The sequence below is a fragment of the Chryseobacterium sp. 2TAF14 genome (assembly GCF_052115105.1).
GTDB lineage: Bacteria > Bacteroidota > Bacteroidia > Flavobacteriales > Weeksellaceae > Chryseobacterium.
The window spans coordinates 1-5860 of sequence record NZ_JBFRGA010000174.1 but is presented as its reverse complement, the minus strand read 5'-3'; the positions used below and the strand labels follow the sequence as shown (position 1 = coordinate 5860).

At 38.0% G+C, this 5860-nt stretch carries 2 protein-coding genes; one reads left to right on the top strand and one right to left on the bottom strand.

What is annotated here, in order from left to right; translation table 11 throughout:
• Window positions 1-197: 197 nt before the first annotated feature.
• Window positions 198-4817, bottom strand: a complete 4620-nt coding sequence (locus AB4Y90_RS14770; RefSeq protein ID WP_441558306.1) for a GEVED domain-containing protein — start codon at window positions 4815-4817, stop codon at window positions 198-200.
• A 248-nt stretch (window positions 4818-5065) separates the two neighbouring features.
• Between AB4Y90_RS14770 and AB4Y90_RS14765 the strand changes: the two genes are divergently transcribed.
• The coding region (locus tag AB4Y90_RS14765) for a Tex-like N-terminal domain-containing protein (RefSeq protein WP_441558305.1) at window positions 5066-5860 on the top strand (795 nt) is incomplete at its 3' end.

Here is a 5860-nt window from a genome sequence, read left to right as displayed (position 1 = left end):
GGAGAACCTACCGTTGTACAATGGTATAATAATGATGATGCAAAAAATTTCCGTGTGATGATAATCGGTTTTGACGAAAATAATGATTTGTTATACTACAATGAAGTTTTAAAATAAAACATTAATTAATTTACCTTAATAAAACAAAATAAGCTCTCATAATTGAGAGCTTATTTGTTATAGATAAGTTAAAACAGTTATTCTTCTTTAATGAATTTTTTCTGTACCTGTCCTTTCACATCATCAATATCAATGACGTAAACTCCGCTGATAAGTGCACTTACATCAATTTTATTATTAACGATTAATCCGCTAGATACTAATCTTCCGGCAGCGCTATAAATTTTATAATTTGCCTTTTCACTAATATTTTTCACGTTTAATACAGATTTTACAGGGTTTGGATAAATCAAAATATCGTTCTGATTAACGGAATTAGCAGCTGGTAACTTAGATATTCTTACCGTATAATCTTCTACTTCCCCGTCGTCAAAACTGATACAGTTAACAGGGATAGCTCCTTTAGCCATCGCTACTCTCATCACAACGTATTTAGAATTGGTCATGCTAATGAATGCATCTGATGGTACGCTGAATGTTGCGCTTGCAGTAGAGTTTGAATTTGGGCCGTCTGCAAGGATTCTTTCATCAAGATCAAATTCTCCGTTTCTGTTGAAGTCGATCCAGACTGCAAGTCCGGAATCTGCTCCCTGAGTTTTATCAATCGTAATTTGATTTCCTGCTGATCCCTGAATTAATTCAATGAATTTTGTAGGATCGCCCGTAAAATCAGAATAAGTACTTCCCGTTGAAACATTGATCATTTCTGGTTTACCATTCGGTTTAGCAGTAACTTTTGAAATATATTCTGATGCAGAATTATTTGAATGCATCTGGCAATAAATCACTGTAGGTGTTGTAAAGTAGTAGAGCGGAGTAAAATTACCCGGAGTTCCGCTGCAAACATTTGCCACCTGCATTTCATATTTAGTTAATTCTAATAATCCTGTTATTACATACGTATTTGTATTTACCGGAACATTTGTCCAGCTCGGAATACCAACTTTTCTGTATCTCAGAATGTAAGTAGCACCCGGGAAAGAATCCCAAACTACTTCTGCCGTTGTAGGAGTTATTTGGGTAATGGTAAATCCTGGAGGAGGTACTTCACAAACTCTTACCGTTGTAAATATCTGTGTATTTGCCCATGGATTAGGATTTGTTTCGCCATTACAAATGCTTGCTACCTGAACCTCATATGTTTTATAAGATTCAAGATTTGGTATAGTATAAGTGTTCACTGGCGGTGGAGGTAATGTAGGAGTATTCCACGGAATCGTTCCAACTTCTCTCCATCTTAAAACATAAGTAGCATTTGGAACAAGCGGATTCCATGTTACGATTGCTGAGTTTGATGTAATATTAGATATCACAACGTTTGGTGGTGTAGGATCGCATCTTGTTGTAAATGTTTGTATCGGAGTAAAAGCACCTGTTCCTCCGCTTCCACATACTGCAGCTACTCTAATTTCATACATTGTAGCAGGCGTTAATCCCGTAATACTTACCGGTGGATTTCCCCCTAAAACTGAAAGGTTCATTGTCGTCCATGCAGAAGCAGGAGTGGTTACCGGTCTGTATTCTAAAATAAATGCATTGTTATTTGCTGCAGGAGTCCAGTTTACAACAACTGAATTATGAGTTATTGTAGTAAAAGTAGGAGCTCCCGGAGTAGTATTGTTACAAGGTCTTAATCTTACGGCATAATCTTCAACTTCTCCATTTCCTGCATCCTGACACATCACTGGTGCACTTCCTCTTTTCAGAACAACTCTCATTGTTGTAGTATTCGTTCCTGTATAAACTCCTGTTGACGGAACATCAAATGTTGCGGTTACCGGAGTTGTGGTATTGGAAGGGGTGATCATTATTTTTTCACTATCTGTAAATACTCCGTCTCTATTCCAGTCGATCCAGGCATGTACAGAGTCACCGTACGTAGTTCCTGTCCAAGTTTTTGATACTGAAATCTGATTACCTACAGAACCTATCTCAAGATTAATTAATGTTTGAGGTGTGGTATAACTGATGTAATTAGTTTGAAGTGAAGCATTTTCCATAATTGGAAAATTTACAGGAGTTACTTTTACATTAGAAATATGATCGTTTGTTCCTGTACCAGTCATATTACAATATGTAACAGGCGGTGTGGTAAAATTTAACGATGGAGAGAATGCTCCCTGTGTTCCACCGCAAATAGTTGCCACCTGTACCTGATAAGCAGTTTGCTCAGTCAGGTTAGTAATTGTATGAAAACTCTGCCCTGCAGGAAGTGTTAATCCTGCTGCACTTGGCAACCACGCTCCTGTAGTTCCTTGTCTCCATCTGATAACATACGTAGCATTTGCTGTAGGCATCCAAGATACATATGCTGAAGTATGAGTAAGGTTACCTACTGCAATACTTGTTGGAGGCGCAGTAGTACATGGCTGAAGATCAATAAACTTAACCTGGTAATCTTCTACTTCCCCATTACTGGTAAGATTAGCGCAAGCATCTGCCGGAGTAAGGAAATATACGATTACACGCATTTTAATTTTACTGGTTCCGATATAAGCATTCGCAGGTACGTCGAAATTAGCGGTTACAGGAGTTGTACTAGAATAACCAAGATTCATAATTCTTTCACCTCCTGCAGTTCCTACAGGATTGTTATTAAAAATTCCGTCACCGTTAAAGTCAATCCATGCATAGGTAGAATAAGTTCCTGAATTAATAGTTCTTCCAACTGACAATGTATTGTTAGCCGAATTTCTTAATAAAGTGATTGTTTTTGATGGATCATTAGAATAATCTGTATAAGTACTTGCTCCGGAATTATTAGACGTGGTCGGAACATTTGTTCCGATCATGGTAATATTACTGATATACGCATTGGTTACTGATGCCGTTCCTGAACTACAGTATGTAAGAGCCGGAGTGGTAAAAGGAACTGGCGCAGAAAATGCTCCCTGAGTTCCGCAAATTGTAGCAATTTCTACTTCATATTGGGTTTGCTCAGTAAGTCCGGGAAGCTGAACATTATTTGTAAATGGAGTGGTAACATTAATCGTTTGCCATGCTCCGGATGGTAAAGTTCTATATCTTACCACATAAGTTGCGTTCTGCGTTGCTGTCCAAGATACTGATGCAGAATTAGACGTAATATTGCTTACTGCAATATTTGAAGGAGGTACATTTGTACACGAAGGTAAAACAGTACCGGTAAGTTGTAGCCTTGGTAAAACCGCATATCTGCTTGTTGCTGTAGGAGGATTCAGCGGATCTGGATTGGTTGTTGTATTATAATAAAGCATTCCTCTGTTAGGTCCTGCAGAATAGCTTCCCCAATTGGCTGTACAAGATGTTCCTGTAGTATTTTCATCTACTGCAATCACTACATTACTTGTTCCGTCCCAAAGAAATGGTGTTGCTAATGGAATCTCAACCCAGCTTCCTGCAGCCATTACAGGCAATGTTCCGGTATAGACCTGAGTCATCGTTGCGGCAGGGATCCAGCTTGTAGTCGTAGCAAAATCATTTTGAGCAGTGTTTCCCATATAAACTACCCATTGGTTATAATTTGCCTGAGTTGCTGCAATAGTAGATACGAAAAACTTTATTGATGTAATCATGTTATTTGTTCCAACTGCACCCGCAATTTCTGTTGCTGTATAAATTTGTTGAGAATAGTTGTATCCCGAGCAAGAATATACCGGCAAATATGCATGCGTTGAAGTTCCTACTCCCACCTGTCCAGGAGTGAATGGCTCACCTTCGACCCACAAAGATTTATCTGAAGCAGAGCATACCGACCGAACCCACCAATAGTAGGTACTTCCTGAAGCCAAAGGTGTAATGTTAGCTGAAAGCCCGGGAACAATAGTTCCTGTTGTTCCAGCATTTGGAGACGCACTATTGGTACTGTAATAGTATTCATATCCGCCTGCAGGAGCCGGAGCCGGAGCTAAAGGAGCCGCCCAATTCAATGTAGCGGAATTAGGAGTAACATTTGTCGCTAAGGCAGTAACAGGTTCAAAACAAGTTGGCGCCTGGATTACCTGAACTTCATCTAAAAGCACATCGTCGTAAAAATAACCATCACCCAAAACATCTTTGTCAACAGTAAATTTAAGCTGTACTGTTGTACCGACATAGCTTGCAGCAAGGGGGATTCCTACAGTTCTCCATTCCGGAGCATTACTGTTATCTGACCATATTTCAACCCAGCCGCTTCCGTTATTTACTTCAACCTTCATCCTGTTATTTTCATAATTTGGAAGCGTTCCTGTAGCCGAGGTAAGATGGTTTTTAAACCATTCAAATTTCACATAAGGATTTGTCAATCCGGTCAGATTAATCTGCGGACTGATGAGCTCAACCGTGTGTATATTGTCATACGGTGAGCTTGCATCTACCCAGGCAAAAGTTCCTGCAGGTTTTCCTCCATTTCCAGTTGCACCATAACCTGCAGATGCACTAAATCTCCATTTAACATACAAGCTTGTTGATGTGGATGTAGGGTTTTGACTTGTCCAGCAGGAAGGCAATGCTCCCGTACTGAAAGACTGTAAAAATGGGACGGGGACGGCAGTACATTGAGCCGAGACCCTGAGCTGAAAACACAGCAAAATCCCCAGAAAAATTAAAAATCTGTTCATAATAGTATGGAATATAGAATAGTTTCGTAATTGAGCGATAGAGGCAAGATGCTTATATGAAGAAACATCTGGATTTTTAGTTATCAAAGAAATATAAGAAGTAAAAATTCTCTTCATAGGCATACAATTTACTGGCACCGTACAAATATAGTATTTTTATTCATATCATAACATAATTACACAAAACAATTGTATAATCTTTTAAAAATGAAAATTATTCATCTTTTCATACAAAATAATATTTTTAATTCATTTATACGAAACAGTAATATGTTTGTTAAAAAATCTCAAAAAGCTTAATTACCATTCATACCTATTTTATTCCTTCTGAAAAAGTCAGTATTTTAGCCCTCTAAAAAAGCCTCATGACTGTAACGGGATTTATATACAAAACACTCAACTTATCCGATAAAAGTATTAATGCTACTTTAAAATTATTGTCTGAAGACTGCACCATTCCTTTTATTTCCCGTTACCGAAAAGATGCTACCGGAAATTTAGATGAAAATCAAATCGAGCAAATCTCAAAACTCAGCAAGCAGTTTGAAGACATTATAAAACGAAAGGAAAGCATTTTAAAATCTATAGAAGAGCAAAATGCTCTGTCTTCTGAATTAAAGCAAAAAATCGAAGAAAGTTTTGACATCCAAGAATTGGAAGACCTCTATTTACCTTTCAAAAAACGCAGAAAAACCAAAGCAGATTCTGCAAAAGAAAAAGGTCTTGAGCCTTTAGCCAAAATCATTATGAGCCAAAAAGCTCAGGATATACAGTTTGTCGCTGCAAAATATCTTAATGATCTGGTTTCTTCCGAAGAAGAGGCTTTACAGGGCGCAAGAGACATTATGGCAGAATGGATTAATGAAAACATGTACGTCAGAAAAAATCTGCGTCGTCTTTTCCAGCGCAAAGCTGTTGTAACTTCAAAAGTGGTGAAAGCTAAAAAAGATGATGAGGCAGCTCAAAAATTTTCACAATATTTCGAATGGGAAGAAAATCTCAACAGAACTCCTTCTCACAGGCTTTTGGCAATGCTCAGAGCAGAAGCCGAAGGTTTTGTAAAAATAAATATCGAAATCGACAAAGATGAAGCTTTGGATTTCATAGAAAATGCCATTATCAAATCTAAAAATGAGAGTTCAGAACAGATTGCTTTAGCC